Raw genomic sequence first — 24,570 nt, forward strand, 5'->3', positions numbered from 1 at the left:
GTGGCCGTCGAGAAGCTCGCATTGTTGCTCGTCATGCGGATCCCGTCGATGATCCAGATCGGCTCGTTGTTCAAGCTGACCGAGTTCATGCCGCGGATACGGATACGGGCACCGGTCCCGGTCTGCGTACCGCTGGTTACGGTCACGCCCGCGGCGCGCGAGTTGAGCAGGTCGTTGAGGTTGCCGAGTGGCGCGCTCTCCACGACCTTCGCAGCATCGATGTTGGCGGTCGCGTTCCCAATCTCTACGCGGCGCTGTTCACCAGTGGCGGTGGTCACGACGGCCGCGAGATTGACCGCGGCGGCAGTGAGCGCCACGTCGAGCGACGCGCTGCCGCCCGCCGTGATCGTGATCGGCTTCGACTGCTCGGTGTACCCTACGCGAAGGATGCGGACCGTGTACTGGCCCGGGTTGATCGCCCGCAGTGTGATGCGCCCCTCGGGCGTCGTCTGCCCCGCTACGTTCGTGCCAACCAAGAACACCCTGGCCGCTTCGATGGGCCGTTGATTGGCCGTGTCGGTCACTCTTACAGAAAGCGTTCCGGGTTGCTGTGCCGCGGCCGGCGGACCGGCCAGGGCGAGCAGCACCATCAGCGCCATCGCTGGGCGCCATGAGTGAGACATAGATGTTTCCTCGACGGGTAAAGGGGCGAGCAACGACCAAGGGACAGCCGGGACAGACCTCCCCGCGATATACGCGCGGTCCCGCCCCGAATGTTGCCGTCCCGTTACCAAGCCGCCAGTCTCTCTCCGGCGTGGTGTCCTGGCTGCACGCTGGCGCCGGCGTCAACGCCCACCGCCCCCCGCGCGTGTATTCTGTGCGCGGCACCGTCTTCCACCTCACCCTCCTCGCGTTGCCAGATCCCGCCGCCTCCCCAGAGGCTCGTCAATCCGTGTCTCACCCTACCTCGGGGGCCTCTCCGAGGTTGCTGGCCGTCAGTGCCGCGGCCATCGTGGCAGTGTACGGTGCGGGGTATCAACGAACGCTAGCCGCGGCAGCGAGCCATGCCGAACGGTCGGCCCCATCCCGACGTCCGGCGGCAGGCAGAGACACCCGCGTGACCACCGCGACCACCGCGACCACCGCGACCACCGCGACCACCGCGGCCGCCCCAGTTACGCCGGCCGCCGTATTGGCGCCGCGGGGCCCGACGGCCACCGTTGAAGGCATCAGCCCAGAGATGGCTGCCACACCACGAGCAATGGCTCAGCCCAACGATTCGGCCGTCACCGCACCATTCGCAATTGGAGAGGCGAAGTCGGCGGCAGCAGGCCCCCCTCTTCCGGCGCCGGCGCCAGCACCCCCCGCGCCACCCACCCCGGTGGTGACACCACCTGCCGTCACCGCGCCGACCACCGCCGCGCCGATCACCGATGCCAGTGGCACGGTGCTGAAGTGGCGGGATGGCACCTTTTCGGGATGGGGCACCTCGCGACACGGTGACGTGGAAGTCACCCTGATTATCGAGCGCGGCCGCATCACCACCGCGGCCATCAGCCGCTGCCTCACGCGCTACTCCTGCTCGTGGATCGCCCATCTGCAGCCGCAAGTGGTCGAACGCCAGAGCCCCGAGGTCGACAACGTGTCCGGCGCCACCGAGAGCGCGAACGCGTTCTACTTCGCCGTGGTGGAAGCGCTGAAGAGCGCGAAGCCGTGAACGGCGCCCCGCCGGCGGCGTGCCCTGCGCCGCACACAAGCTACGAGTTGGCCACGACGGCGATGAGCACCGCCATCTCGATCCAGTTGATCGACGCCGGACCGGATGCGGAAGCGCTTGCGCAGCGCGCCCTCGAGTGGTTCGCGGTCGTCGAAGCGTGCTGCTCGCGGTTCGACCCCAACGCCGAAGCGCTGCGCGTGATGAACACCGTCGGTGCGCCCCAGCCCGTGTCGCCCCTGCTGTACGAACTCCTGCGCGTGGCGCTGGCGGTGGCGGAGGCCTCCGAGGGCGCCTTCGATCCGTGCGTGGGGCACCACCTGCACGCGCTGGGCTTCGATCGGCATTGGCGCTCGGGCGAGCCGATTCCCGCGTTGCGCGCCGGTGCAGCGGGCACGTGGCGCGACGTGGAACTGCTCGAGCGCGAGCCGCAGCTCCTGTTGCGTCGTGCGGTGCACCTGGATCTTGGCGCGATCGCCAAAGGGTTCGCGCTCGACCTCGCCGCACGCGCGCTGGCGGCGCACCCGCACCTGTGCGTGTACGCGGGCGGTGACCTCATCTGCCGCGGTCACAACGGTGCCGGCCGGCCGTGGCGCACGGGGATCCGGGACCCGAATGATCCATCGCGACTCGTGGCGTCGGTTTCGGTGGCGCACCAGCGCGACGTGGCGATCTGCACCAGCGGCGCCTACGCGCGACGGACCGAGCGCGGACATCATCTCATCGATCCACGCACGGGAGACGCGGCGATCCAGATGCACAGTGCCACCGTCGTCGCCCCGCAGGCCGCCATTGCCGATGCACTGGCCACGGCCGTCTTCGTGCTGGGTGTTGAGCGCGGCGCGGCCCTCCTGCGCGAGCAGCAGGTGGACGGCTTGCTGATCGATGCGCACGGCGCGCTCACGATGGTCCATGGGTGGGGCGCCTCGGAGTGGCAGCTCCCGTCGGAGGTCGCCTGGTCATGACGACTCGCTGGTCCGCGAGTGATTCGCCGCAGCACCGACATCTCCAGCGTTGGCTGCGATCTCCCAAGGGCCTCTTCACCGGGATCCTGCTGCTGCTCACCATCCCCGCCGCGACCGTGAGTGGCTGGGCGCTGGTGCTGCCGAACCTCACGATTGCCATCGTCGTTGCGGCGCTGCTCGATCTCCCGCTGCTGCGGTGGCGCGACGGCTCGTGGAGTCTCCCCGACGGGGCGATGCTCACGGGCTGGCTGGTGGGACTGATCCTCAGTCCGCACGTACCGATGGCGACCGCCGCGGCCACCGCGGCGTTTGGCATCGTGGCCAAGCACCTCCTGCGCGTGAAGCGTGCCAACGTGCTCAATCCGGCGGCCGCAGCCCTCGTGGCGAGCTACCTACTGCTCGACACGGGCCAGAGCTGGTGGGGCGCGCTCCCCGACCTGCCGCCCGCCGCTCTCGCCCTCGTGGCCGCCACCGGCGCGTTCATGGCCTGGCGGCTCCACAAGCTGCCGCTGGTGCTCACGATGCTCGGCGTGCACTTCCTGCTGGCCACCCTGTCGGCCTTCATGGGCGACCCGGCCCGCGTGGCGGAGCTGTTTCGCACGCCGGACGTGCACATGGCACTGTTCTTCGCGGGCTTCATGGCAACCGACCCACCCACCTCGCCACCGCGCGCTGGCGACCAGGTGCGCTACGGCGCCATCGCGGCCGCCGTGTCCTTCGGATTGTATCTGTGGATCGGTGCCGTGTATTTCCTGCCCGGCGGGCTGCTGGCGGCCAACCTGTGGGAAGGATGGCGCAAGTGGCAGCGTACGAGCCGCCAACGCCCGCCGGTTCCGCCACGCGTTGAGGCCCGCCTTACTGCCGCACCACGTTAGTGCTGAGCGCCTTCGTCAGGCGGTAGAGGAACTCCTGCCCTTCGTAGAAGCTCTTGACCGCCATCCGCTCGTCACGGCCGTGCGCGCGCGCATCCACCGTGGGATCGCTGAACAACCCCGACACGCCGAACGCGGGCACGCCGAGGGCGCGGAAAAAGCGCGAATCCGTGGCGCCGGTGCTCATGGTGGGAATGATCGGCATCTTCCCCCACAAGTCGGCGGTGATGCGCGTCACGTTGTTCATGACCTCGGGGAGCAGCGCCGATGCCGGCGTGGAAGGACGCTGCGAGCGGATGATCACCTTCACATTCGTATCCGCGATCGTCTTCTCCAATTCCGCACGCACCGACTCCGCCGTTTCGGAGGGATAAATCCGGCAGTTCACGTTGGCTTCGGCCAGCTGCGGCAAAGCGTTGGTGGCGTGGCCGCCCTTGAGCTCCGTGGCCACGCAGGTGGTGCGGAGCATGGAGTTGTAGCGTGGGTCCGCCGTAACCACGCGCATGGCGGCCGCATCAGACGGGTTGGCCACCAGCGCCTTCATCGCCTTGCCCATCGCCGGCTCCTCGAGCGCCGCGGTCTGTGAGAAGAAGGCCGTGGTGACCTCGTTGAGCTTCACGGTGAACTTGTAGCGCCCCACCTTGCTCAGCGCATCGGCGAGTTGCGTGATGGCGTTGTCGTCGCGCGGCACCGATGAGTGGCCGCCGCGGTTGGTCGCACGCAGCGTGAAGTTGGTGGTGACCTTCTCGGCGGCCTGAATGCCGTTGAAGAGCGGCTTGCCGTCACGCAGGGTACCGCCGCCCCCTTCGTTGATCACGAGGGCCCCGTCCACGAGCGCCTTGTGGTTCTTGAGCAACCAGTCCACGCCATTGGCGGGGCCGCTCTCCTCGTCGGCTGTCAAGGCGATGATGATGTCGCGATCGGGGACGAACCCCTCCTGCTTCATACGGAACACGTTGGCCACGAAGATCGAGGCCATCGCTTTATCGTCGGCGGTGCCGCGGCCGTAGTAGTAGCCGTCACGCTCCGTGAACACGAAGGGATCGAGATCCGGAGACCAATCGGCCTTGAGCGCTTCCACCACGTCGATATGCGCGAGCAGGAGCAGGGGCTTCGCGGCGCCCGCACCCCCCTTGCCGCGAATGCGCGCCACCACATTGTGCTTTTCCGGGCGCGGGCCACCCACAAAGATGTCGGCCTCGGGAATACCAGCCGCCTTGAAGCGCACCGCCATCGCGCGCGCAGCCGTGGTGATGTTTCCCGTCTCCACACCGGTATTGATCTCCACGAGCTCCTTGTAGATCTCGCGGGTGAGCTGCTGATGCGGCGTCAGCGCGCCAGCCTTGTAAACCGCCGATGCCGGCTGCGCGGCAACCCCCGACACGCCCGCCACACTGCCAACAACCAGCGACGCCACGGTGGAGCGCATCACCAACCGTAGCGACCGAGTGGACCTGAAAGACATCTCGTACTCCTTCAAAGAAACGTGAGGGGAAGGGAAGCCGGCAACGCCTCGTCGGCCACGTAACGCTGCACCACTTCTTCGGCAGCTGGCAAATAGGCCTCGACCGGCGGCAGACCGCCGTCGAGCAGCGGGCCGGTATCGCGTAGCACCGCCGCGATGCCGTCGGTCAGTGCCATCAGATCGCGATGCTCGTGCACGCAGGCATCGAGCAACAGGACCAGGTGACTGGCCAGCTCCTCGACGGTTGGCTCGCGCACGGCACGCCAGCCGATCTGAGCGAGTGCCCGCTCGAGCGCCGGCGCCGCACCGGTCCCACCTGGACGGGTATCGGCGACATAGCGGTCCCGCAGACGGGTATAGGTGACGATCATGCGCAGACCATCGGGCCGCAGGCTCGGTGGCACCGAGCGATAGGCACGAGAGAACGGGCGGAAGGCGAAGAACGTGGGCGGACGATACAATATGCGGATGAACCCCACTCTTCGTGCATGGCGCCCGTTGGGCGCCGCCCTCCTGCTGGCCGGCGCCTCCGTGGCCGGCGCATCGCTCGCAGCCGGCTCGCCGAGCACCCCGCCCCGCGCCGTCCCGCGCCCCGCGGCCGGTGTCCAGCGCGCCACGCTCGCACTGGTTGGCGGCACCCTCATCGACGGTCACGGCGGCGCACCGATCCCCAACAGTGTGGTGCTCGTGGACGGGGCCCGCATCGTGGGCGTGGGGCGCGTGGGCTCGCTCGCGGTGCCGGCCGGCACCACGGTGGTGTCCACGGAGGGGCAGTACGTGCTCCCCGGCCTCTGGGACATGCACGTCCACGTGATGCTGGTGGGGCACGGCAACTACGCCCACTGGGACAGCGTATCGCCACCGGAGTGGGAGCGCGCGATCATCCCCGCTGCCGCCAAGCAGAGCCTTATGAACGGCGTCACCAGCATCCGCGATCTCGGCGGACCGCTCGAGCAGATCATCGCCGTGCGCAACCGGATTGCGCGTGGTGAGCTGCAGGGCGCCACGATCTATACCTCAGGGCCCTTCCTGCAGCACGCCCCCTACCCCGGCACTGAACAGTTTCGCTGGGGGATCGACGGGGTGGCGGATGCCCGCGCCAAGGTGAAGAAGCTCGCCGATGCCGGCGTGCACGTGATCAAGCTGATTGATCAGGACCAGATGACGAAGGACGAGATCCGCGCGATCGTCGACGAAGCGCATGCGCGCAAGCTGCCCGTGGTAGCGCACGCGCACCGACCGGAGGAGGTCCGGCTTGGGCTCGAGGTGGGCGTGGACGACTTCGAGCACACCGGGATGCAGGCATCGCCGCGCTACCCCGATGACGTGATGCGCCTGCTGCACGAGCGCACAGCCCAAGGGGCCCGCGGTCCGCTCTGGTGGACGCCCACGATTGATGTCCTCACCAACTACACCCGGCGTCGCGACGACGACGAGTATCTCGACGATCCCCGCTGGTACCAGTATCTCCCCGACGCGATCGTGCGCGACATTCGGGCGTCGCTGCGCCGCCTCGACACGTTGCAGTACTACCGACTGGTGCCCGACCGTGGCCCGACCCTCCAATCCAAGTTCCGGCAGCTGCGCGAGAGCGGTGCGCGCCTGCTGATCGGGACCGACGCCGGTGTGCCCGGCAACTTTCACGGCTATGCCACGGCCGAAGAGATGATCACGTGGGTCCGCCAGTACGGCATGGATCCCATGGAAACGATTCGCGCCGCCACGTTCTGGCCGGCCATGTCGCTCGGCCTGCAGGACAAGGTCGGGACGGTGTCCGTCGGCAAGACCGCCGACCTCATCGTGGTGCGCGAGAACCCGCTCACCACCATCGAAACATTCCGCAACGTGCAGACGGTGATCAAGCACGGAGTACGGGTGAAGTGACGACCCCACTCGTCAACCTGCAGCAGTACGAGGCCGCCGCCGCCGAGGTCCTGCCGCGCATGGTCTACGACTACTACGCCGGCGGCGCGAACGACGAGATCCTGCTGCGCGCCTCGCGCACCGCGTGGGACGACATCGCCGTGCGGTATCGCGTGCTGCGCGATGTTTCCGCGCGCTCGCTGGGCGTGAACATTGGCGGCCACCACCTGGACTGGCCGGTGATCGTGGCGCCGATGGCATTTCAGCAGATGGCGACAGCCGATGGCGAGGTTGCCACGGCACGCGCCACGGCTGCGATGGGGTGCGGCATGATTCTCAGCACCCTGTCCAACCGCACGATCGAGGATGTGCGGGCCGCCTCCAACGGCTTGCTCTGGTTTCAGCTCTACATCTATCGTGACCGCGAGGTCACGCGCGCCCTCGTACAGCGCGCCGAGCAGGCCGGGTGTACGGGGCTCGTGCTCACGGTCGACACACCCATTCTCGGCCGGCGCGAGCGGGACCTGCTGAACGGCTTCCACGTGCCGTCGCAGTTCGAGGCCCCCAATCTGGGCGTGGACATGCGTAGCACGCTGGCCAGTCAGCAGGATACGGCATCGGCGCTGGCCACCTTCATCGCGCATCACTGGGACAGCGGTATCGCCTGGCGCGACCTGGAGTGGCTGCAATCCATTACCACGCTCCCGATCTACGTGAAGGGCGTGGTGCGGGACGACGATGCGCTGCTGGCGCTGGAGCACGGCGCTGCGGGCGTGATCGTATCCAACCATGGTGGCCGACAACTCGATACGGCCTTGCCCACCGCGCGGGCACTCCCGGCCATCGCGCGCACCATGAATGGGCGCGGGCTGCTCCTGGTGGACGGCGGCATCCGCCGCGGCACCGACGTCCTCAAGGCCTTGGCGATGGGAGCCAACGCGGTGCTGCTCGGTCGCCCGGTCCTGTGGGGGCTCGCCACGGGGGGCGAGCAGGGGGCGCGCACCGTCCTGCAGCTGCTGCGCAATGAAATCGACCTCGCCTTCGCGCTGGCGGGGGTGCGCACGCCGGCCGAAGCGACGGCCGACCTGCTGGCCTAAGCGCACAACTTCGTAGGGCGGCACGACACTCGGGCCGGGCAATTTTGCCCGGCCCGTGGTGGTTCATCAGTGCTTGCCGGCGCCGCCGGACACCTTGAACGGATCGCGCACCGGATCGGCCGCTGGCGCAAGCGTGCGTGACGCCTTCACCATGCGTTCCACTTCGCGCATCAGGTTGGCGTTCTCGAGCACCACGCCGTCCTTGATGGTGTGCACGATCCCCTTGGTGCGGTACATCGCGCCGTTGCGGTCGAGGGTGAGATCGCCGAACGAATACAGGAACTTGAGATTGGCCGCCGGATTGCCGTCGACGATCAGCAGGTCCGCCTTGTAGCCGGGACGCACGAGCCCAAGCTTCGGCTCACCGAGGGTAAGGGCCGAATTGTAGGTGGCCGACCTGATCACCTCGAGCGTCTTCATCCCCGTCTCGCGCCCCAGCTGCAGCTCACGCACCGTGGAGAAGCCCGGGGTCGCCCAGATGTAGTTGTCGTCGGTGCCGAACGCCACGCGACCACCACGCTTGTTGAACTCGTAGATCAGATCGCCCCAGAGGCGATAGGCTGCGGTCCAGTTGTACTCGTCATCGCTCGTCCAGTCGTAGTGGTACGCCCCATGGAAGGCAGGATTCGGCAGGTTCCAGTTCCACAGCGCCTGATGGGTGTACTTCTCCGTCCACGGCAGTGATGTGGCACGGATCACGTCGCGGTTGGCCTCGTACACCACGCGCGTCGGGAGCATCGTCACGCCGCACTTGAGCAGCGAATCCACGACCGCACCGAGCAACCGCTCCTTGTTGGTATAGGTCCAGACACGCCCCGCCTCGCGGAAGCGGTCGTTTTCGTTGCCGTACTCGTAATTGCGCGGGAAGTCCTGCGTGTGGTTGTCGAGTGCCGACTCGGCATAGCCGTAGTGGTGCTCGATCATCGTCACGCCGGCGCAGGCGGCACGTACCGCCTGCGTGACGGCCGTGTTGGCCGGCTGCAGATGGAACGAGGTGATCATGTTGTTGGCCTTGGCCGCCTTCGCAATGGCGGCGACCAGGTCGAGCGACCACCCCAGCGGGTCCATACTGATCACGCGGTTGCCGTTACCGGCCATCGCCTTCACCACCTGCGGCGCGAGCGCGGGATCATCGAGTTGCAGGCGCGTGAAGCTGGTCCCCGCGCCGTAGCTCACGAGCGGATACATGCGCGGGGCGATGATCTCATTGGCCTCGCTGCGCTTGGCCTCGCGCATGCCGTCGGCGTAGCCACGGTCCGCCGCGTTGACCATGGTCGTCACGCCCATGGCCAACTTGAGGTAGTAGACGTACTCGATTTCCTGCGGCAGCGTGCGGATGTGCGTGTGCAGGTCGATCATGCCAGGCATGACGAACTTGCCGGCGGCATCGATCACACGGTCGCCGGTCATCCGCGGACGGGCACCGGCGCGTTCGGCGGTGACGGGATCGAACGGCACCATCTCGGTGATGGTGGTGCCTTCGATGCGGATGTCGTACGGCCCAGCCGGTGGTCCGCCGTGCCCGGGGATCACCATCGCGTTGCGGATAACCAGCGAGCGATAGGGTCCTTCACCGAGATCGCCGAACTTCTTCGTCACCACGGACGGGGCGGCAGCCGCTGAGGTGGCGGGGGCCTTCTGTGCGCCGAGCCGGCCAGAGACGCCGACAGGCGAAAGCGAGGCCACGGCGGCCAGCGCGGCCGTCGTACGGATCGCAAAACGGGACATGGAGGGCGGATGGAGTGTTCGCGGGGAAGTGCTGCTCGTCGCGTGAGAATACGCCTCGCCCCGGCAACCCGTAAGCCAATCATCAGAGGAACATCGGCTCACGAACACCGGACGGGGGTCGTGCGTAACCTCCTTCTGTACGTCGTCCCCTCCCCTTGCCTCTCGCGTGTCCTCTCTCGCTGCCCCCTCCCGGTCACGGGTCCCGCTGGTCCTCGTGGCGGTCGTCACCGTCCTCGCCGCCATGGGCGCGCGTGTGCTACGAGCGCAGCCGTCGCCCAAGGTGGCGCGCGCGCAGCGGGTGAGCCGCGCCCCCCGGATCGACGGCCGCCTCGACGACGCGATCTGGTCCACGGTCTCCCCAGTCTCCGACCTGGTGCAGCGCCAGCCACGCGAAGGCGCAGAGCCGACCGAGCGCACCGAGGTGTATATCGCGTACGACGACGAGGCGATCTACATCGGTGCCCGCCTGCACCGTCAGCGCCCCGAGGAGATTTCCCGCACGTTCACGCGGCGCGATGGCTTCGGCAATGCGGAACGGCTCAACATCATCTTCGACACGCAGCAGGATCGTCGGACCGCGGTGGGCTTCGGTATCTCCGCCGCAGGGGTGCGCTCGGACTTCCGGCATACCCAGGACGACGACATGCGCGGGCGCGAGAGTCAGTTCGATCCCGTGTGGAACGCCTCCGCCGTGGTGGACTCCGGCGGGTGGACGGCAGAAATGCGTATTCCGTTATCGCAACTGCGCTTCCCACCGGACGCCCAGCAGCGCTGGGGATTCCAGATCGATCGCTGGATGCCCGACAAGAACGAAACCGTGCAATGGGCGATGATCCGTCCACGCGAGACGGGATTTATCTCCCGCTTCGGCACGCTCGAAGGGATCGCCGAGGTGCGCAACACGCGTCCCGTGGAATTCGTGCCGTACGTGGCCGGTGATGCCACGCGCACGGCAACGGCGGCGGCGGGCAATCCTCTCGCGCGCCCCTACGCCAGTCGGGTGGGGCTCGACACGAAGCTCGCCGTTGGCAAGTACCTCACCCTCGATGCCACGGTCAATCCGGACTTCGGGCAGGTCGAAGCGGATCCCGCCGAAGTGAACCTCACGGGATTCGAGACCTTCTTCGACGAACGTCGACCGTTCTTCGTGGAAGGCAGTGAGATGGTGCGCGGCAATGGGGCGCAGTACTTCTACCCGCGACGCATCGGCGCGCCCCCGCGCGGGGCGGCCAGCGGTGATTTCGTGGATCGCCCGCGCGCCAGCACCATTCTCGGTGCCACCAAGCTCACGGGGCGCCTGCCAAGCCGCCTGTCGATCGGCGGCATCGCGGCCGTGACCGCGGCTGAAGATGCGCGCGTGTACCACGTGGACTCGAGCATCACGCGCACGGTGGCGATCGAGCCGCGGACGACCTTCGGCGTACTGCGCCTACAACAGGACGTGGGGAACCAGGCCTCGACGATCGGCGCCGGCTTCACCACGGTGCAGCGCCACTTCGGTGGCGTCGAGTCCCTCTCGTCGCTGTTGGCGCGGGAGTCGTATTTCGGCGGGCTGGATTGGCGCCTGCGCTTCCAGCAGGGGAAGTACGCCATCAGCGGCTTCGTGGCGGGGTCGCACATTGCTGGCGACACGGCCGCGATCCGTCGGGTGCAGACGGCCAACGCGCATCTCCTGCAACGCCCCGATCGCCGCCGCGCCCTCTATGATCCCACGCGCCGCAGCCTCTCTGGCTACTCCATGCAACTGCGCGCCGACAAAGACGCCGGCCGCTGGGTCCTCTGGGGCGCCGAGGTGAAGGCCGAATCCCCAGGCTTCGAGGTCAATGATCTCGGGCGTCTGCAGAGCACCGATGACATCGAGTACAACGCCGACCTGCAGATCCGCCAAACGATACCGGGGCGATATCTGCAAAACTGGCGCCTCGGCTTCGAGACCCGCGGCGCCTGGAACTTCGAAGGCGCGCACCAACTCAACACCTGGACGCAGAACAGCTCGGTCACCTTCCGGAACTTCTGGAACGTGAACGTGCGCTCCACCATCCAGCTGGCCGCGATCGACGATGCGCTCACGCGCGGTGGGCCGTACATGGGCACCCCCCGCGAATTCCGCCAGGAGCTGCGCGTCAACAACAACTTCGGCGCAAAGACCGGGTGGCGGCTCAACGCCGGCTGGGAACACGACGAGTTCGGTGCCGCCCGCTACAATGCCGGCGGCCAGCTCACGCTTCGGCCTACGCCGCGCCTCACCGTATCCGCCGAACCCACATATCAGACCGGCGCCGATCCGCGTCAGTACGTGACGACCATCGCCGGCGGTACCGCCACGTACGGCAAGCGCTATGTGTTTGCATTCATCGATCGCACCACCATTTCCACCAAGCTGCGCGCGAATGTCGGGTTCTCCCCCAACCTCACGCTCGAGGGGTACGCCGAGCCGTTCGTGGCCAGTGGCACGTATCGCCGCTTCGGCGAGCTGACCGCGCCCCGCAGCAGTGCCCTGCGCGAGTACGGCACCGAGGGCACCACGATCGTGCGCGACAGCGCTGGGGTCCGCACCGTGACCGATAACGGCAGTCGCTTCACCATTGGCAACCGCGATTTCCACGTGCTGTCGTTCCGCTCCAACCTGGTGATGCGTTGGGAGTGGACGCCAGGGAGTACGCTCTTCGTGGTGTGGCAGCAGAACCGCCGCTCCGACCTGATCTTCGGGGACCCGGCCCGCACCTCGGAACTGCTGCGCACCACACGTGCCGCCGGGGACAACTTCCTGTCGGTCAAGTTCACGTACTGGCTGCCGGTCCGGTTCGGCCGCTGAACGGCCGACGCCGTGCGAGCGGCCACCAGCCGCTCACCGCACGCGCTAGAGCAGTGACGGATTCCGCTGCCAGACCGCGATCGTGAGCGCCGTCGCGAACGACACCCACAGCAGGTAGGGCGCCAGCATCGTCGCGGCCACCCGGTCATGCCGGCGGAACAGCACGATGGTGGCCACGATGCTCCCCCACAGCACCAGCACTTCGGCTGTGGCCCACGCGCCGTCGCGCCACACGAAGAACAGCCACGTCCACAGCGCATTGAAGGCCAGCTGCACCAGGTAGAGCGCGAGCGCCGGCCGCGCCGCGCCGAGGCCGCTTGCGCGCCACACCCGCCACGCCGCCACGGCCATGAGCAGGTACAACACGCTCCAGACCGGACCGAAGAGCCACGCCGGCGGTGCCCATGACGGCTTGTCGAGGATGCCGTAGAACTGCGCCGAAGTGCGCGATGCGACCGCGCCCCCGAATGCTGCCAGCCCCGTGACGGAGAGGGAGACGAACAACGCGGGGAGACCCGCTCGCGGTCGGGGGGTTGTGGCAATGGTCATTCACTAAGCTCACGCACCGCCCCATGATGCGATAGCCCGGACGTTCACGTCGACCACATTGCCGCCGCCCTTCCCAAGGCACAGCTTACCGTAAGGCCGCAGGCCCGCCACCCCTCCACGGTCCCTCGACCCTTCATTCGGGAGCAGCAGTGCCATTGACGCGATTGGCTCGGCTTTTCCTGCTGGGCTTGCTTGCCGCCTGTGGCGGCAGCGACCAACAGGTGGGGACACCGGTTTCGCCGGATGGCACGTTTGCGCGCATTCAGCGGACGATCTTCGAGCCGCAGTGTGCGGGGTGTCACCGAACGGGAGCGAGCGATGCACGGTCGTCCCAGCTGGTGCTCACCGCCGATTCGGCCTACCAGCAGCTGATCGGTATCACCTCCGCGCAATCACTCGCGCGCGCCGATGGCCTGCTTCGCGTGAAGCCGTATCGGGCCGATAGCTCCCTGCTCTATCACAAGGTGGCGTGGACGCCCGGACACCACAGCCGGGACTACGGCACGCTGATGCCGATGGGCACCACGCGCGGGCTCACGACCGGGCAACTGGAATACCTGCGTCGCTGGATCGAGGCCGGCGCGCCACGCGCGGGTCACGTGGTGGACACGCTCGTCCTGGCCGATGCGCGGATGCAGTCGGCCACCTTCACGCCCTTGGCGCCACCGGCGGCGGCGGCAGGCATGCAGCTCGGCGTCGACAGCTTCGCCGTGGCGCCCACATCCGAGCGCGAGCTCTTCGTGTACCGCGGCCTCGGCAATGCGAATGCGCTCTTCGTGAACCGCATCGAAACGCGGATGCGGCCCGGCAGCCATCACCTGCTGCTGTACACCTTCGACGACACCAAGACCGCCTTCCCCTGCAACGTGCGTCCACCGCTCAATGCGGTGCGCGACCTCCGCGACACCGACGGCTCGCTCAATCTGGTGAACATGCTGCCCATGGCCTGCCACGTGTTCTTTGCGGGGGCGATGACCCCGGATCTCGACTTTCGCTTTCCCCCCGGGGTTGCCCTGCGGCTGCCACCGAATGCCACGCTCGACTTCAATGTGCATTACGTGAACCGCTCACCGGCGCCGCTGCCCGGACAGGCCACGGCGAACCTCTACACGGTCGACGCAGCGCAGGTCGCGCGCGTGGCGCGCACGCTCAACCTCGCCAACACGAATTTCTCGTTGCCGGCGAGACAGCGCACCACGGTGCGCACCGTCTTCCCGGTGTCGGTGCGCACCACCGTCCTGGCGCTCACCTCGCACATGCACAGCCTCGGCGAGCGCTACGAAATCCGCGTGCGCCGGGCCGACGGCACGGAAACGTCGGTGTACATGAACACCGACTGGGAGCATCCGGCGTTCACGAGCTTCGACACCCCGCTGGTGCTTGCCCCTGGCGATGCCCTGGTCTCCGTGGTGACGTGGAACAACGTGACCGACCGAACGGTGGCGTTCGGGCTCTCGGCGTCGGACGAGATGAACATCATCTTCGGGTACGCCTATTGAGGCGCCGCGGTGGCCGCTGCTCTGGTGGCCGCTGCTACGGAGGCGGCACCACCGTGACAGGGGCCGCACCTGTTCCGCATGGTGCCCACCTGGTTCCCACGCACGCCACCACCGAAAACTCAAAAGCCTCGCACCGACCGAAGTCGGTGCGAGGCTTTTGTTTACGACCATCGGGATGACAGGATTCGAACCTGCGACCCCCTGAACCCCATTCAGGTGCGCTACCGGGCTGCGCTACATCCCGTCACGGCGCAGTCGTTTCCGACCACGCGGTGAACAGTCACGGATTGTAAACCCGCACACGCCACCAGACCAGCCCCCTGTACCCCCAAACGGCCACAGACCGTCGTTTCCGGTGTACCGGCATCCCCACCGACAGCCGCCCCCACGGTCAGCACGGCCGTGCCAGCGCCTCGTCCACCCGACGCTTGAGCTCCACGAGTTCTACCGGTTTGAGCAACACCGCGTACGGGCGCGCGGCCTCGATCCGCTGGGGCGTGAGGCCGTGACTGAACCCGGTGAGTATGAGCACCGGCAGGTCGCCGCGCACCGCATGCACCGCCTCCGCCAGCCGGTCGCCGGTCATACCCGGCATCGTCTGATCGGTTATGAGCAGGTCCGCCGCGAGCGGCTGCTGCTGGATGAACCGCAGCGCCTCGGCAGGCGCATTGAACAGGTGCACGACGTGTCCGTAGTGCTGCAGCACGCGTTGCAGCACCTGTGCCACGGCCGGCTCGTCGTCGACCACCACGATCGTCACACCGACAACTGGACGCTCGGCCGGCACAACCTCTGGCACCGCCATGTGCGACTCCTCCACGCCCGCCGCCTCCGGCAGGCCAGCATCGGCGGTGGGGGCGAGGCCCTCGTCCCACAACCCGTCAATCACGGCCAGCGGGAAGCAGACCTCGACGGTTGTCCCCTGCCCTGGTCCACTCCGGGCCTCCATGCGCCCCTCGTGCGCCACCACGATCCCCTGCACCACCGCCATCCCCAAACCGGTCCCCTTACTCGCATGCTCGCTCGTCCCCTCACCGGTATCCCGCACCTGCAACACCACCAGATCGCGTGGTGCCGTGCCGGGTTCTGCGACCGTGCGCGAGGAGAGCGCAAGCGTCAGGACCCCGTTGGTTGTGCTCCGCATGGCGAATACGGCATTGGAGGCCAGGGTGAGCAGCAACTGCCGTAGCTGGATGGGATCACCCTTCAGCAGATGCGCCGCGTCGGCTCCCTCGACCGTGAGCTGGACCGTGCGCGGGACCAAGCGCCGCAGCAACGGCCGCAGGTCGAGCAGCAGCTGCGACAGGTTCACGTACTCACGCGTGGGCATCGAGCGCTGCGAGAAGGCGAAGATCTGTCGCACGAGATCACTCGCGCGATCGGAGGCCTCGAGGATCGCGCCGAGGTTGTCGGCATGACTGTGGCCGCGCGTGAGCGCCGAGCGCGCCAGTTCGGCGTTCCCACGAATCACCCCAAGGAGATTGTTCAAATCGTGGGCCACACTACTCGCCACGTCCCCCAGCAGCTCGAGCTTCTGCGCCTCACGCACCTGCGCCTGCCACCACGCGCGCTCAGCGTCGGCCATGCGCCCCTCATCGTCGCGGTCGCGCGGCTCGCTGACTAGACGCGCCGCGTCGCGCTGCCGACGGGCGCGCCGGCGCCGGCCAGCGGCAATCGTGAGCACCAACACGATCCAGACTACGATGCTCACCCCCACCGGCCGCATGCTCCACGCTGAGACGACCGCCAAACTGCGCCGAGCGAAAACAGTCTGCGCGGACGAGGTGCGAGGGACCACGAGCGAAAACGGCGCCGAAGAAGCATCAGGTCAGGTGAAGTGGCGGGCCGCGTCGCGGACGGCGGGTAGAATGGCTGGATACACGGGCTCCGTGTTGCCCGGTGGTACGCGGTGCGCCGCGTCGACCGGGTCGACGCGCAGGGTATCGACCGCCCCGATGCCCATCAGCCCGGCCCCGGCCGCGCCGCCCGTCCCTCAATCTCCGCCGCGGGGATCATGAATACGAGCTCCCGCGAGGGCGTGGGATCGCCCACGGCGAAGGCCTCCGGAACGAGGGTACGGAACGCCTCCACGCCGCGCGCGAATCGCTCCTGATCCTGCATGGAGCCGTCGGGGTCAGGAAACTCCACCCGCCCGTGCACCACCACACTCTGCCAGGTGAACAGCGCGTCCACCCGGTCCACCTCAAAGGCGACCCAGGGGTGGTGCGCCAGCATCTCCACCTTGGTGCCGTACTGCGTGCGCCCCCAAATCCACCCGTCGCGATAGACGTAGTGAATGGGCTCGATATTCACGCGATCGCGAAACGTGAAGGCCATGCGTCCCACGTGCTGCGATGCCAGCAGGGTCTCGCACTCCGCGTGCGTCAGCACCGTGAAGACCGGGTTCGCTCCCATGCTGCCTCCCTCCGAGTCACTGCGGTTCGTAGGGTTCCATGTGAATGAGCACACCGGCGGCGGCCGGGATTTGCCGACGGATCGACGTTTTCACCCGCCCCGACAGTATGTGCGCCTCGTGCAGCGACATCGCGGGATCGGCCTGCACGTGAATGTCCACGTAATAGGCGGTCCCCGTTTTCCGGATCTTGAGCTTCTCGATGGCACGCACCCCCTCCGTCTCCAGCGCAGCCGTGGTGACGGCATCGTGGATGACCGGCGCCGGGGCCCGGTCCATGAGATCGCCGAGCGCGGTGCGCAGCAGGAGCGTGCCATTCACCACGATGACCGCCGCGGCCACCAGCGCCGCCCAATCGTCGGCCGGCTCCCAGCCCGGCCCACCAACGATCGCCACGGTAATGCCCACGAAGGCGGCCGCCGAGGTGATCGCGTCGGCGCGATGGTGCCACCCGTCTGCTGAGGCCGCCACACTCCCCGTCCGTTCACTGGCGTGGAGCACCTTCTTCGCCAGCAATTCCTTGACCACGATCACCAGCCCGAGCACGGCGAGCGTCCACGGAGCGGGCGCATGATGCGGCGTGCGGATTTCGCGGACCGCCTCGATGGCGATGCCGGCGGCGGCACCGAGCATGAGCGCCGCCACCACCGCCCCCGCGAGTGCTTCGGCGCGACCGTAGCCAAAGGGATACCGCTCGTCCGGATCGCGGCTGGCGATACGCAGTCCACTCCACACCACGAGCGAGCCGATCATGTCGGTCGCGCTTTCGATCGCGTCGGCCACCAGCGCGTAGGCGTTGCCCAGGATCCCCGCCACCAGCTTCACGACGGCCAGCAGCGCGTTGATCACCAGGCCGACTTGCGCCAGGCGCTGCGAGGCCTGGGTGCCGGGAACGATCGTGGGCGGTGGGGCGGTCATGCCACAATATGAACGCCGGCATGGCCTCGCGTGGCGGGGAGAATGCCGTCGGGATCGGTTAGATTCCCTGATCATGAGCACGGCCGTATCGACTCCGGCGGCAGACCCCGCCCCCACCTTGTCCCACCGCCTGGAGTATCTGGCGACCCGCACCGCGGTGTTCGCGCTCCGGCTCGTAGGCTGGCGCGCCGCCAGCTGGATTGGTGGGCGGCTGGCACGGCTGGCGTACCGTCCATTGGGCATCCGCGCCGGTGTGGTCGAGCGCCAAATCGCCGCCGCCTTCCCCGACCGCACGCCCGACGACGTGCGCACGCTGGCCGGTCGCTCCTACGAGAGCCTCGGCCGCACTTCGATCGAGACGGCCATTCTACCCGGCACGCCGCAGGCGGAAATCCTGGCCCGCGTGGAACGTGTGGAGGGATGGGAGCACATCGAGGCCGCGCTCGCCAAGGGCCGAGGGATCGTTGCCGTGACCGGGCACCTCGGCAACTGGGAACTCGGTGGGGCCTACGTGGCGGCGCGCGGCGTGGGAATCGATGCCGTCGTGCGCGGCGCCGCCAACAAGCTGTTCGAAGCCTATGTCACCAAGGCCCGCACCGACATCGGCGTGGAGGTGGTGCACGATCGCGATGCGGTCCGTCGCACACCGCGCGCGTTGCGGGCCAATCGCATGGTGGCCCTCCTGGCCGACCACGATGCGCTCGGTCTGGCCAGCACCTTCGTGCCCTTCTTCGGCCGACCGGCGAAGACGCCACGCGGGCCGGCCGTATTCGCGCTGCGCTTCGAGGTGCCGATGGTGTTCATCGCGATCGTGCGCCAGCCGAGCGGCCGGTATGCATTTCTCGTGGAGCCGGTGGAGATCACGCCTACCGGTGATCGGGAGCACGACGTGGACGCGATCGTGCTGCGCTATACCCAGATGCTCGAGGAGCGGGTGCGCGAGTATCCCGACCAGTACTTCTGGCAACATCGGCGGTGGCGTCGACAGCCGCCGGATACACCGCCGCACCTGCGCGAACCCTGAGCGTGATGGCCGTGACGACCTCTTCCTCTCGTGGTGTGCGCTTCTGGCTCATACGGGCCTTGCGCATCGCCACCGTCGCCGCGCTGGCGCCCCTGCCCTTCATCCTGCTCTTCGCCGTGGTCGACCCGCCGGTGACGATGGTGATGCTCGGCCGCGTGGCGTCGCGACTGGCGGCGGGGGAATCACCCGTGTGGCCGGAGCATCGCCCGGTATCGCGCCGCGAGATGGCCCCAGCGCTACGGCGCGCGGTGCTGGCCTCGGAGGACGATCGCTTCTATCTGCACCACGGCATCGACTTCGTGGAGCTCGACAAGGCCCTCGACCGTCGCAAGCGCGGCGGGAAGCTGCGCGGTGCGAGCACGCTGTCGCAGCAGGTGGCCAAGAACATCTTCCTCTGGAACGGCCGCTCGTTCGTGCGAAAGGGGATGGAGGCGTATCTCACGCTGTGGCTCGAGTTGCTGCTCTCGAAAGAGCGGATCCTCGACCTGTACATCAATCTGGCGGAGTGGGGCCCCAATCAATTCGGGGCTGAGGCGGGGGCGCGCCATCACTTTCGCAAGAGCGCAGCCAAACTGACGCGCGAGGAGGCGGCGCGCATGGCGGCGATCCTGCCGGCGCCGCGCCGCTGGTCGCCACGTGGCAGCGTGGCCACGCGACGTATTCCCGCGATCCTGCAGCGCATGCAGTACGCGGCCCCGAAGACGGAACCCCAATAGCAGCGCCGTCGCTCGTGATCAGGTACCGATCACGAGCCCGCCATCCACGGGCAGCGTGGCGCCGTTGATGAACGCGGCGTACTCCGAACAGAGAAAGCAGTAGGCATTGGCCACGTCGTCGGGCGTGCCCAGACGTCCGACCGGCGTGTGTGCCATCATGCCATCGAGGACCTGCGGCGGCATCTTGGCGGTCATGTCGGTCGCGATGAAGCCAGGGGCGATGGCATTCACCGTGATGCCGCGCTTGCCCAGCTCACGTGCCCACACCTGCGTCATGCCAATCACCCCGGCCTTGCTGGCCACGTAGTTGGTCTGCCCGAAGTTGCCATGGCACGCCACCACCGACGAGGCGTTCACGATCCGGCCGCCGCCACGCGCGATCAGGTGCGGCACTACCGCCTGCGTGCAGTGGAACACCCCCTTGAGGTTGACCGCGATCACCGCGTCGAACTCGGCGTCGCTCATCCCGCCGCTGGCCACCCCATCCTTCACCTTTACCAGCTGCGCATCCCGTGTGATGCCGGCGTTGTTAATGAGGATGTCGATAGCCCCGTAGTGGGACACCGTGCGCGCCACTGCCGCGTCAACGCTGGCCCGATCGGTGACATCGGTGGCGACGAACAGTCCGGCGTGACCGTCAGCGGCGAGTCCCGCCACCGCCGCCTCGCCGGCGTCCTCCACGCGATCCCAGATCGCGACTTGCGCGCCGCTCGCAGCCAGTCGCCGTGCCGTGGCGAGGCCGATGCCGTTGGCGCCGCCCGTGACCACGGCCACCCGAGACGTCAGATCGATATGCATGGGGCGGGAAGCTATGGAGCAACCCTTGGGGGGCAACTCTTGGGGGCAACCGTTGGGGTCACGCAGACGGCCGCCGGCATGGTGCGCCACGACCGTTCCCACCCTTTGTCGTGCGGGATTGCCCGTTTACACTCCCACGCAGCCCTCCCGAGTGCGCCGAATCCGCGAGCACTTTTCCAATTGCCTCCTTCGATGACCACCATCGCTTCGTTGTTGCCGGCGCTGCGGCGCCCGGCCCTCATGCTCGCCGTCGCGGGCGCGCTGTTTGCCTCCCAGACGGCGGTGCCATCGGCGCACGCGCAGAGCAGCGACGGCGCCCGCACGTCGGCCCAGCCGAAGGCCAAGGCTCCGTCGAAGGCAAAGGCCAAGGCCGCGTCATCCAAGAAGAAGCGATCGGCGGGGAAGACGGCGGGCGCCGCCGACACCACGAAGAAGCGTCCCGTCGGCTCGCTCGGCCCCTCGTCGGGTGACCGTCACCTTGCCTTCAGAGGAACCGGCAGCGATCTCGACTCGCTATGGCCACCGGCCATGCCGGCGACCCTTCCCGGATCGATCCTCCCCGCCAAGCGCATCATTGCCTACTACGGCAACCCGCGGTCGGTGCGCATGGGCATCCTGGGCGAGTTCGCCCCGGACGAGATGCTGCGCAAGCTCGATGCGGAAGTCGCGGAGTGGAAGCGGCTCGATCCGCAGCACCCGGCGCAACCGGCGTTACACCTGATTGCCGTGGTGGCCGCCGGCGACAAGGGGTTCGACGGCAAGTATCGCAACCGTATGGACAGCACGTTGATCGAGAAGGTCTACGGCTGGGCGAAGAGCCGGAACGCGATCATGTTCGTGGATGTGCAGGTGGGGCTCAGCACGCTGCAGGACGAGCTGCCCCGGCTCGAGCGCTTCCTCAAGCGCCCCGACGTGCACCTCGGGATCGACCCCGAGTTCTCCATGAAGGACGGCACGCGCCCCGGCAAGAAGATCGGTACGTACGACGCCGCCGACATCAACTATGCCTCGCGCTACCTCGCCGAGCTGGTGGACAAATACAAGCTCCCCCCCAAGGTGCTCGTCATTCACCGCTTCACGCAGCGCGGCGTGACCAACGCCAGCAAGATCCGTCTCGATCCGAAGGTGCAGATCGTGATGCACATGGACGGCTTCGGGCCGCCGTATCTCAAGCGCGATTCGTACTACAGCTACATCAAGAAGGAGCCGGTGCAGTTCGCGGGCTGGAAGCAGTTCACCAAGGCCAAGAATGACAAGCCGCGCACCTCGCGCGAGGAAATCTTGCGCTTGTGGCCGCAGCCGCTGTACATCCAGATCCAGTAGCCCCAGCGGCCACGCCCACCCGACCCGCGGAGAGACCGTGCCAGAGCCGACGCCGATCCCTGCCCCAGCCTCCGTGCACCGTCGCACGGTGCTCACCACCCTCGGCGCCTCGGCGGTCGCCGGCGCGATGGGGGTGATGCAGCCATCGGTGCTCGCTGCGGCCGGGTCGGCGGCAGCGGGATCGGACCGAGCGGCTGTCGGTGCTGGGCGCCTTCGGCAGTCCGTGGCGCGCTGGTGCTACTCGCGCACGCCGATTGCTGACCTGTGCAGGCTGGCCAAGCAGGTGGGGCTCATGGGCATCGACCTCCTGGGTCCCGAGGAGTGGGACGTGCCGAAACAGTTCGGCCTCGCGTGCACCATGGGCAACAGCTTCGGCACCATCCCGGTGGGCTTCAACCGCGTGAGCCATCACGACAAGCTCGTGGCCGACGGTGAGCCGTACATTGCTCGTGCCGCGGCTGCCGGCGTGAAGCAGATCGTGGTGTTCAGCGGCAACCGTGACGGCATGAGCGACGGCGAAGGCATCGCCAACTGCATCACGGGGCTCAAGCGGCTCATGCCCACCGCCGAGCAGCATGGCGTGGTGCTGTGCATGGAAATGCTCAACAGCAAGGTCGATCACAAGGATTATCACGCCGATCACACCGCGTGGGCCGTGGAGGTCGCGAAGGGCGTGAACAGTCCGAGCTTCCGCCTGCTGTACGACATCTATCACATGCAGGTCATGGAAGGCGACGTGATTGCGACCATCAAGGCGCATCTGCCGTGGATCGCGCACTTTCACACCGCGGGCGTGCCTGGACGCAACGAGATTGATGCGGCGCAGGAACTCAATTACCGCGGCATCGCCGAGTACATCGCGAGCACGGGGTTCACCGGGGTGTTTGCGCACGAGTTCATCCCCAAGCGAGACGGAGCCGCCTCCCTCGCCGAAGCCGTTCAGCTCTGTACCGTCTAGTCCGTTAGCCCGAAGCGCCACTCATCTCGAACGGAGACACCGCACCATGACCGTACGCGTACGACCGGCCTCCCACCGTATTGCCAGACGCACCATTGGTCTCGTGGTCGCATCGGCCGCCCTACTGGCCGGGTGCGGTGCCGAATTGCCGACCAGTGCCGAACTCGAAGGCATGGATGTAGCGGCGGCTGAGCGGCGACTGGGCGTGCTTACGTCGAATCCGACCTCGGTGACGTACATGCTGAACGGCAAGGAGATTTCTGCCGAAGAAGCGCGGGCGCTGTCTGCCGTCAACATCGCGAGTCTCGACGTGAGCCGGCTGGATGGGAAGCGCAACGTGATCAGTATCCGCACCAGCGCGGCAACGTCCACGAACTCGGCCACCGCCGTCGCCGAGCGCATCGTGGTGACCGTGAGGCCCGATGGCGCCGCCGACACCACGCGTCGCATCACGCTGTCTGCCGCGGGCGCCCCGTCGAAGCCGTTCGAGGGCCTCATCTTCATCGATGGGGTGAAGAGCTCGAGCGCCGCAATGAACGCGCTCGGCCCGAACAAGATCGCGGGCGTGGAGGTGATCAAGGGTACCGCCGCCGAGACGCTGTACGGTCCCGAGGGCGCCAAAGGCGTGATCAAGATCACGACGAGGAAGTAGGGACGAAAGGCTGGGACGACTTGACTTTCTGCAGGGACATTCCGAGACTTCATGCGATGACCGCGCCGCATTTCGCCTCGGCCCGACTTACCAGCCTTATTCCCGCCGTCGCTACGATTCGTGTAGCGACGGTCGTCGTAGTACGTAGCACTCGGGAGCAGGGCCGCACCGTCGCCATGATGTGACGCAACCGCAGCCCCTCCCGAGACCAACGGGAGGCGGCGACCTGGTCCACACGACAAGGCCCCTCCCACGGAGGGGCCTTCTTCGTATCGGGAGGTTCCCATGTTCATGCCCTTCGATCGTTCCCAGCAGGCTGGCCGGCAGAGCCAGTTCACCCCGATGGCCGATGCCACCGGCACCCCGTTCGTCACCCGCACGATGGCCAATGGCGGCCGCCCCAGCACGGCCGAGCGCCGCGACTACCGCGAACAGGCCGACGGCGCGCCCTGACGCGGCCGGCCATTGGCCACGCCGGTGGCGGGAGGGCGGAATCCACCGCATCGTTGTTCGTGGACACGCGCGTCACGAGGAAAGAGCCGTCCGTGCATCAGCCGGCGGCCACGCGGCCACGGTGCGGGTCGAGTTGCTCGGCCATGGCACCCCGAAATCGCTCCAGGACTTTTCAATGCCTCGCCTTCACAAGTACGTCAATCGGGATGCCCACTATGTCCTGACCAGCATCAATGACTCGGTCGTCACGTATCAACTCACGCCGAACGGCGAGCGGCGGCTAGCCGTCGCCGGGATTGAGGCGGGCCAGAATTTCGAACGCGCGCTCCTGCTGGACCTCTATCGGACAGGGGACGCGTATTCCCAGGGGCATGAGTTCCCCGAGGCCGTCCTCGCGAATCAGTTGGTGATGGACTTCGCGGGCGACCCGCATCCGGAGAGCGCCTTCCCGGTTTGTGATGCATGCCGGCGCCCCACTGACCTGCACCTCACGCTCACGGGGACAGCCGCCGACTTCTCCGCGCGGCTCCTCTGCGGGGTCTGCCGCGCGACACCCGGTGGCCACGCCGATACCAGCATTCCGGTGTCGCTGCTTTCCCGAACCCTGCTGGGGAGCCTCTACGCCAGTAAGCCGGTGACTTCCAAAGCGGAGAATGTGCTGCGCCACGAACGGTTGCTCGATGCGGCCTTCACGCAGCGATGGGAGGCGGTGCGCTCGCAGCGCACGATCGCGCAGGCACAGCTCTTCGGCGAGAGTGACCTCGGCGGTCTGGGGCTCGGCTGAACGTCGTCTGCACGTGAGATAGCA

The 24,570-nt window shown here is 67.5% G+C and carries 24 protein-coding genes and 1 tRNA gene; 14 read left to right on the forward strand and 11 right to left on the reverse strand.

Annotation, left to right across the window (positions count from 1 at the left end; all coding sequences use genetic code 11):
* Both ACIQ51_RS02435 and ACIQ51_RS02440 read right to left on the reverse strand, forming a co-directional pair.
* A partial coding sequence (locus ACIQ51_RS02435) for a carboxypeptidase regulatory-like domain-containing protein (protein WP_396203418.1) occupies window positions 1-623 on the reverse strand: 623 nt, incomplete at its 3' end.
* Between the two features lie 352 nt (window positions 624-975).
* The gene (locus ACIQ51_RS02440; protein WP_396203419.1) at window positions 976-1,170 is read right to left on the reverse strand and encodes a hypothetical protein; all 195 of its coding nucleotides are present in this window, start codon (window positions 1,168-1,170) and stop codon (window positions 976-978) included.
* A 154-nt stretch (window positions 1,171-1,324) separates the two neighbouring features.
* Here ACIQ51_RS02440 and ACIQ51_RS02445 point away from each other — a divergent pair, with 154 nt between their 5' ends.
* The 3 genes from ACIQ51_RS02445 (at window position 1,325) to ACIQ51_RS02455 (ending at window position 3,494) form a co-directional block, all read left to right on the forward strand.
* Window positions 1,325-1,657 (forward strand): FMN-binding protein, encoded by a 333-nt coding sequence (locus tag ACIQ51_RS02445; protein ID WP_396203420.1) that lies wholly within the window; start codon window positions 1,325-1,327, stop codon window positions 1,655-1,657.
* A 62-nt stretch (window positions 1,658-1,719) separates the two neighbouring features.
* Window positions 1,720-2,619, forward strand: a complete 900-nt coding sequence (locus tag ACIQ51_RS02450) for an FAD:protein FMN transferase (protein WP_396203421.1) — start codon at window positions 1,720-1,722, stop codon at window positions 2,617-2,619.
* Window positions 2,616-3,494 carry an RnfABCDGE type electron transport complex subunit D gene (locus tag ACIQ51_RS02455; RefSeq protein WP_396203422.1) on the forward strand — a complete coding sequence of 293 codons (879 nt, stop codon included), beginning with the start codon at window positions 2,616-2,618 and terminating at the stop codon, window positions 3,492-3,494. The genes ACIQ51_RS02450 and ACIQ51_RS02455 overlap by 4 nt, the downstream gene beginning before the upstream one ends.
* Here the strand turns inward: ACIQ51_RS02455 and ACIQ51_RS02460 are convergent.
* Window positions 3,475-4,920: a M20/M25/M40 family metallo-hydrolase gene (locus ACIQ51_RS02460; RefSeq protein ID WP_396203518.1), complete on the reverse strand. Its 1,446-nt coding sequence runs from the start codon at window positions 4,918-4,920 to the stop codon at window positions 3,475-3,477. The two genes, ACIQ51_RS02455 and ACIQ51_RS02460, sit on opposite strands and share 20 nt — an antisense overlap.
* 47 nt (window positions 4,921-4,967) lie before the next feature.
* Window positions 4,968-5,417: a hypothetical protein gene (locus ACIQ51_RS02465; RefSeq protein WP_396203423.1), complete on the reverse strand. Its 450-nt coding sequence runs from the start codon at window positions 5,415-5,417 to the stop codon at window positions 4,968-4,970.
* 7 nt (window positions 5,418-5,424) lie between these two features.
* On the opposite strand from ACIQ51_RS02465, the gene ACIQ51_RS02470 reads away from it, so the two are divergent.
* Window positions 5,425-6,840: an amidohydrolase family protein gene (locus ACIQ51_RS02470; protein ID WP_396203424.1), complete on the forward strand. Its 1,416-nt coding sequence runs from the start codon at window positions 5,425-5,427 to the stop codon at window positions 6,838-6,840.
* Window positions 6,837-7,916: an alpha-hydroxy acid oxidase gene (locus ACIQ51_RS02475; RefSeq protein ID WP_396203425.1), complete on the forward strand. Its 1,080-nt coding sequence runs from the start codon at window positions 6,837-6,839 to the stop codon at window positions 7,914-7,916. The genes ACIQ51_RS02470 and ACIQ51_RS02475 overlap by 4 nt, the downstream gene beginning before the upstream one ends.
* A 66-nt stretch (window positions 7,917-7,982) precedes the next feature.
* Here the strand turns inward: ACIQ51_RS02475 and ACIQ51_RS02480 are convergent, their stop codons facing one another.
* A complete protein-coding gene (locus tag ACIQ51_RS02480) occupies window positions 7,983-9,644 on the reverse strand; it encodes an amidohydrolase family protein (RefSeq protein ID WP_396203426.1) in 1,662 nt (553 codons plus the stop codon).
* Between the two features lie 166 nt (window positions 9,645-9,810).
* Between ACIQ51_RS02480 and ACIQ51_RS02485 the strand changes: the two genes are divergently transcribed.
* The gene (locus ACIQ51_RS02485) at window positions 9,811-12,459 is read left to right on the forward strand and encodes a DUF5916 domain-containing protein (protein WP_396203427.1); all 2,649 of its coding nucleotides are present in this window, start codon (window positions 9,811-9,813) and stop codon (window positions 12,457-12,459) included.
* 45 nt (window positions 12,460-12,504) lie between these two features.
* On the opposite strand, the gene ACIQ51_RS02490 is transcribed toward ACIQ51_RS02485, so the two are convergent.
* Window positions 12,505-13,008 (reverse strand): TspO/MBR family protein, encoded by a 504-nt coding sequence (locus ACIQ51_RS02490; RefSeq protein WP_396203428.1) that lies wholly within the window; start codon window positions 13,006-13,008, stop codon window positions 12,505-12,507.
* A 164-nt stretch (window positions 13,009-13,172) separates the two neighbouring features.
* On the opposite strand from ACIQ51_RS02490, the gene ACIQ51_RS02495 reads away from it, so the two are divergent.
* Window positions 13,173-14,507 (forward strand): hypothetical protein, encoded by a 1,335-nt coding sequence (locus ACIQ51_RS02495; protein WP_396203429.1) that lies wholly within the window; start codon window positions 13,173-13,175, stop codon window positions 14,505-14,507.
* Between the two features lie 170 nt (window positions 14,508-14,677).
* On the opposite strand, the gene ACIQ51_RS02500 is transcribed toward ACIQ51_RS02495, so the two are convergent.
* From ACIQ51_RS02500 to ACIQ51_RS02515, 4 genes are all read right to left on the reverse strand, one after another.
* Window positions 14,678-14,751, reverse strand: a tRNA-Pro gene (locus tag ACIQ51_RS02500).
* Between the two features lie 147 nt (window positions 14,752-14,898).
* Window positions 14,899-16,218, reverse strand: a complete 1,320-nt coding sequence (locus ACIQ51_RS02505) for a response regulator (protein ID WP_396203430.1) — start codon at window positions 16,216-16,218, stop codon at window positions 14,899-14,901.
* Between the two features lie 251 nt (window positions 16,219-16,469).
* Window positions 16,470-16,922 (reverse strand): pyridoxamine 5'-phosphate oxidase family protein, encoded by a 453-nt coding sequence (locus tag ACIQ51_RS02510; RefSeq protein WP_396203431.1) that lies wholly within the window; start codon window positions 16,920-16,922, stop codon window positions 16,470-16,472.
* Window positions 16,923-16,938: 16 nt separating this feature from the next.
* The gene (locus ACIQ51_RS02515) at window positions 16,939-17,838 is read right to left on the reverse strand and encodes a cation diffusion facilitator family transporter (RefSeq protein ID WP_396203432.1); all 900 of its coding nucleotides are present in this window, start codon (window positions 17,836-17,838) and stop codon (window positions 16,939-16,941) included.
* Between the two features lie 73 nt (window positions 17,839-17,911).
* Between ACIQ51_RS02515 and ACIQ51_RS02520 the strand changes: the two genes are divergently transcribed.
* A complete protein-coding gene (locus ACIQ51_RS02520; RefSeq protein WP_396203433.1) occupies window positions 17,912-18,862 on the forward strand; it encodes a lysophospholipid acyltransferase family protein in 951 nt (316 codons plus the stop codon).
* Between the two features lie 11 nt (window positions 18,863-18,873).
* Entirely contained in the window at window positions 18,874-19,578 is a 705-nt protein-coding gene (mtgA, locus tag ACIQ51_RS02525; RefSeq protein WP_396203434.1) for a monofunctional biosynthetic peptidoglycan transglycosylase, read from the forward strand.
* Between the two features lie 18 nt (window positions 19,579-19,596).
* Here the strand turns inward: mtgA and ACIQ51_RS02530 are convergent, their stop codons facing one another.
* On the reverse strand, window positions 19,597-20,376 hold the full coding sequence (locus ACIQ51_RS02530) for a beta-ketoacyl-ACP reductase (protein WP_396203435.1): 780 nt from the start codon (window positions 20,374-20,376) through the stop codon (window positions 19,597-19,599).
* Between the two features lie 192 nt (window positions 20,377-20,568).
* Here ACIQ51_RS02530 and ACIQ51_RS02535 point away from each other — a divergent pair, with 192 nt between their 5' ends.
* The 5 genes from ACIQ51_RS02535 to ACIQ51_RS02555 all read left to right on the forward strand — a co-directional run bounded on the left by ACIQ51_RS02535 (window position 20,569) and on the right by ACIQ51_RS02555 (window position 24,546).
* Window positions 20,569-21,699, forward strand: coding sequence for a hypothetical protein (locus tag ACIQ51_RS02535; RefSeq protein WP_396203436.1), 1,131 nt, complete (start codon window positions 20,569-20,571; stop codon window positions 21,697-21,699).
* A 73-nt stretch (window positions 21,700-21,772) separates the two neighbouring features.
* Window positions 21,773-22,657, forward strand: coding sequence for a hydroxypyruvate isomerase family protein (locus ACIQ51_RS02540; RefSeq protein ID WP_396203437.1), 885 nt, complete (start codon window positions 21,773-21,775; stop codon window positions 22,655-22,657).
* A 46-nt stretch (window positions 22,658-22,703) separates the two neighbouring features.
* Complete coding sequence (locus ACIQ51_RS02545; protein WP_396203438.1) at window positions 22,704-23,309, forward strand: TonB-dependent receptor plug domain-containing protein; 606 nt, start codon at window positions 22,704-22,706, stop codon at window positions 23,307-23,309.
* Window positions 23,310-23,594: 285 nt separating this feature from the next.
* A complete protein-coding gene (locus ACIQ51_RS02550) occupies window positions 23,595-23,762 on the forward strand; it encodes a hypothetical protein (protein ID WP_396203440.1) in 168 nt (55 codons plus the stop codon).
* A gap of 175 nt (window positions 23,763-23,937) precedes the next feature.
* Complete coding sequence (locus ACIQ51_RS02555) at window positions 23,938-24,546, forward strand: hypothetical protein (RefSeq protein WP_396203441.1); 609 nt, start codon at window positions 23,938-23,940, stop codon at window positions 24,544-24,546.
* Window positions 24,547-24,570: the final 24 nt, after the last annotated feature.

It is taken from the genome of Gemmatimonas sp. (genome assembly GCF_044344655.1).
Lineage (GTDB): Bacteria > Gemmatimonadota > Gemmatimonadetes > Gemmatimonadales > Gemmatimonadaceae > Gemmatimonas.